The sequence below is a fragment of the Streptococcus oralis genome (assembly GCF_001075875.1).
Lineage (GTDB): Bacteria > Bacillota > Bacilli > Lactobacillales > Streptococcaceae > Streptococcus > Streptococcus oralis_I.
In genome coordinates this window covers 1-4,718 of sequence record NZ_JUOS01000089.1, presented here as the reverse complement: position 1 = coordinate 4,718, position 4,718 = coordinate 1, and the positions used below count along the sequence as shown (strand labels likewise).

The following is a 4,718-nucleotide window of genomic DNA, read 5'->3' as shown; positions in this document are numbered from 1 at the left end:
TGGGGTTTCTGGTTGAACTAAGGCTTCGCCTTCGTGGCCTTCTTCTTGAGTTCCTTTTGCTGTAATCTCGCCGGTGTAAGCTGGGGTTTCTGGTTGAACTAGAGACTCACCTTGGTGGCCCTCTTCTTGAGTTCCTTTGGCTGTAATCTCGCCGGTGTAAGCTGGCAATTCTGGCTGAACTAAGGATTCACCTTGGTGGCCTTCTTCTTGCGTTCCTTTGGCACTAATCTCACCCGTGTAGGCTGGCAATTCTGGCTGAACTAGGGATTCGCCTTCGTGACCTTCTTCTTGCGTTCCTTTGGCTGTAATCTCACCCGTGTAGGCTGGCAATTCTGGCTGAACCAAGGATTCGCCTTCGTGACCCTCTTCTTGCGTTCCTTTGGCACTAATCTCTCCCGTGTAGGCTGGCAATTCTGGCTGAACTAGGGATTCGCCTTGGTGGCCCTCTTCTTGAGTACCTTTGGCTGTAATCTCTCCCGTGTAGGCTGGCAATTCTGGCTGAACCAAAGATTCACCTTCATGACCTTCTTCTTGAGTTCCCTTAGCAGTCGTCATTTGCTCTGGTTGTTCTTGGAAGTCTGATGCTTTAAAGTAACCGACGTATTCGTATCCTTCGATTTGAATGACACCTTTTGCCAAGTCTTCTTGACTACTTGCTGCAATCGTTTGATTGTAGGACACTAAGATTTTATTCTCAAATGCTTGAGCTGACTGAGGGATAAAGTAACTACCACCTAGAGCTCCAATAAAGAGAAGGCCAAGCATTTTGTTGCGGTGCTTTTTAGACATCACCACAACAACCATAGACGCTGTTGCAAATCCAAGAGTTGCCAGTGCTAACTCCTTGCTTCCAGTGTTCGGCAATTGTTGAGAATTCATTTCTTTCTTTCTGTAAACAAGATAGACAACATCGTCTTGCTTTAAATCAGAAGGAAGTTCGTGATGGATCAAAGCTTTTTCTGCTTCTGTCAATTCTTGTTCAGCCAAATAACGGTAATGAACTTGGTTGGGTGTTGACACTTCGTTAGCTGAAACAGTTTCAACTAAAAAGTTATTTGCCCCCAAAAGAAATGTCCCAATAACCGCAGAACCGACACCAACCGAGAACTTCCGAATAGAGTATTTAATGACTCTCTCAAACTGCATTTTTCTAGTATTCATTTTATATCTTCCTAATATGATCTATTGGATAGTGAGCACGCGCCCCTCCAATGAGTTTTGGTCGACTTGCAAGTGCCGTCACATGAGCCTGACCAATCTCTCTTAAGACTGGCCGAATGGGTACCTGAACATGTTTGATATGCATACCGATAGCTGTATCACCAATATCCAGACCAGCATCTGCCCTGATAAATTCGACCTCCACGGGATCCTTCATATAGCGAAAGGCGGCCAACTGACCAGAACCTCCTGCATGTAAGGTCGGGAGTACACTCACAATCTCCAACTGATGTTTTATAGCTACTTCTCGTTCAACAACTAAAGCCCGATTGACATGTTCACAACCTTGAACAGCCAGGTGAATTCCCTTAGCCGCCAACAGTTCCAACATAGTCTTGACAATAAGTTCACCGATTTCCTGACTCGAATCTTTTCCGATGTGTCCTCCCAGCACTTCACTCGAAGACAAACCCAAGACAAATAGTGCTCCCTCCTGTAAAGAAGCCTTGTCTAATACATCTTCAAGTATCTGCTGTGTTTCTGTTTGAATCCGTCTTTGGTCCATATTTCACCTCGCTTTTTTTCATTCTATCATATCGTTTTTCATCAATTTTAGCAAGATTGGAAGGCATAGGAATACCATTTGCTAGGATTCAAAAACTATATGAGGGCTCTTTTTAAAAACTGATTCAAATTCATCTAGTTTCAAATATAATATAAATTATACTTTGAAAACAAAAAAAATATAATAGTTTAGTAAAATCGTTGATTTAACAACATTTACACCTAAAAGATTTGTCTGTCAATTCGATTATAAGCTACCGAAAAGCAACTTCTACCATTCTACCCCATTTCTTCTATTAAAGCTACTACTTTGCTTATTTTTTAGCCACTTTTTCGTCCTTGTAGATTTAGATAATGATTCAGAAAATTTTCATGAAATTATGCTGAAATTTTAATTTTATCCTCAAATTATAATATGTCAGTTTTTTGAATACAAACTGTATCCAATTTTTCAAAAATCTAAAATTTACAACAAAAACAGAGAAGATCTCCTTCCCTGTCTTTTTCTCTATTAAACTTTTTGGAGTCCTTGGACAGCATCATGATTGATGAGTAGTTGCCCATATTCTTGGAGGACAGAACGACTGATATCACTATCATCCGCAAATTCTCGCATACGAGCCAACAACCAAGCTGGATAAAGGCTAGGTTGATTTTCTACATCAACTAAGACTGTCAAATAGTACTGGTCATTCATCTTATAGAGTTCTGAAGTTTCCATTTGGTAGTCAACCATTTTGGCAAAAGAAACCAAACTAGCTAAATTGTCAAAACTTAAGATGTAGTAGATATACGGTTCTCTTTTTTCTTCTTCTACTTCAAGTGCTTCGTTAAGCGCTGCTTCTTCTTCCTTTTCAACCTGTTCTAAAGATTGAATAGCTTCAATATCGTCTTTAGTTTTTTCTGCCATGGTTTTCTCTAAGGTTTTCAAAAACTCATCTGGAGACATTTTAGCCAACTCATCCATATCAGGAAGATCTGCCAAATCGTCAAAATCTAAATTCTGGTCGATCTTAGATTTTGTCACAAAAACATCAACCTTATCAGGCTTTGGAGTCACTCGGAAGCTGAGCATACCTGTATCCAAAAAGCTATCTGGCATCTCTAGCTCATCCAAGATTGCATAGAAAAATTCTTCTGTTTTCTCTTGTGGAACGAGAAAGTCTGCGATTTCCATTCCACGATCCATCAAATCTTCTAAAGACATGGTGATTTTTAAAGTCGTATCACTGATTTGTTTCATTTTCATAGTTCGTAACCTCATACTTTCAGTTCTATCTATTATACAAGATTTCAAAAATTTTATCAAAAAAAATGGCGTTGGGGTATCGATTAATATCTAGTGTAGAATACTTATTACGTCATCAAACTCTTTATTATCATAGACAAAACACTATCTGATATACTTGACCTAGTTCGTGCAAGGATTAAAAGAGGATAAAGGTCTGTATCCCTCTCAAAAGTGTTCAGATTAAATATTATGCAACAAAAAGAAGACCTTACAGAGTCTTCTTTTTCTATATGGCCTACACAATAAATACTCACTCAATAAACTTGTTAGAGCATACGAAGTCAAGACAACACCGACCTAGCTTTAAAAAATTTAGAAAGAGTATCACTTACAAATCTACTGTTAGTACCTTCCCAGCTCTCACGACTTGCTCACCTGCAATGTAGACGTCATCAACATCACTGGATTTGACAGCATATACTAGGTGGGACAGCATGTTTTCTTGAGGTTGGAGATGGATTTTTCCTTGCGGTTGGATGACGAGAAAATCTGCTTGCTTGCCGACTTCCAGGCTACCAATCTCATCTTCCATTCTCAACACCTTAGCTCCTTCAATCGTCAGTGCCTTGAGGGCCGTTTCGATTGGAAATTGACTGGCATCACCGCTCTTCATTTTCTGTAAAAGGGCCGCCGTGCGTCCTTCCTCAAACATATCGAGATTATTGTTAGAAGCAACTGAGTCCGTCGCGATACCAACTGGAACACCTGCTTTTTGTAATTGAATGATTGGTGCAATTCCCGAAGCTAGTTTGAGGTTGCTGATAGGATTGTGGGCGATAGCGACTTGCGAATCTGCCAAGCGGGTAATTTCTGCTTCATTTAACTCCACACCGTGGGCAAATACAGCCTGATGATCTAAATACCCAAGTTCATCTAGAAAGGCTATTGGACGTTTGCCATAACGTTTCAGGATAATCCCTGACTCTTCTTTTGTTTCTGCCACATGAATATGAAGTGGAATATCTTCTTCTTTTGCTAGGTTCAAACTAGCCTCTAACAATTCTCGACTACAACTGTAGGGCGAATGAGGAGCCACCATAACCTTGAAATTGGGATCCTGATAGCCTTTGATTGTCCCGATGACAGCACGAGTTCTTGCTATAGTCTCATCTGTGGTCTCCATGTCTGAAGAAAAGAGAGTTGGAGAAAAATAGCAACGCATCTTGGATGCCTTGACTGCTTCATAAATCTTCTCTATCTCTACTCCATTGGGATTGTACATATCATTGAAAGTTGTCGTTCCTGACTGGAGCATTTCTGTCATCGCCTCTTTGACGGCTTTTGTAGTCATCTCTGGTGTAAATTCTGCTTCTGCTGGCCAGATATAGTCTTCTAGCCATTCGTGGAGATTGCTATCGTCACGAATCCCTCTCAAGCCTGTCATGGCAGAGTGGGTATGGCAGTTAACCAAACCAGGCATAATCCAAGCACCCTGATAGTCTATGATTTGATCTGCTTGCTTGAGAATTTCTTGATTTTCCTGACCGACATAGACGATTTGAGAATTTTCAAGAGCTAAGATACCATCCAGGTAGACATGGAAATCTTGGTCACAAGTCACGATATTTACATGCTGAAAGACTTTCATCAATAGGCTCCTTTTCTAAATTATACTCTTCGAAAATCAAATTCAAACCGCGTCAACGTCGCCTTGCCGTATATATGTTACTGACTTCGTCAGTTCTATCTACAACCTCAAAGC

Annotated in this window: 4 protein-coding genes; all 4 read right to left on the bottom strand. The window is 40.4% G+C overall.

The genetic code is table 11. The features are described 5' to 3' along the window. Positions 1-1,161: YSIRK-type signal peptide-containing protein (locus ADM33_RS05375; RefSeq protein WP_049503568.1), on the bottom strand; the 1,161-nt coding region annotated here is incomplete at its 3' end. Position 1,162: 1 nt separating this feature from the next. Continuing rightward, complete coding sequence (locus tag ADM33_RS05370; RefSeq protein WP_049503566.1) at positions 1,163-1,726, bottom strand: TIGR01440 family protein; 564 nt, start codon at positions 1,724-1,726, stop codon at positions 1,163-1,165. A 510-nt stretch (positions 1,727-2,236) separates the two neighbouring features. After that, positions 2,237-2,974, bottom strand: a complete 738-nt coding sequence (mecA, locus tag ADM33_RS05365) for an adaptor protein MecA (protein ID WP_049503564.1) — start codon at positions 2,972-2,974, stop codon at positions 2,237-2,239. 370 nt (positions 2,975-3,344) lie between these two features. Further along, positions 3,345-4,604, bottom strand: coding sequence for a TRZ/ATZ family protein (locus ADM33_RS05360; RefSeq protein WP_049503562.1), 1,260 nt, complete (start codon positions 4,602-4,604; stop codon positions 3,345-3,347). Positions 4,605-4,718: the final 114 nt, after the last annotated feature.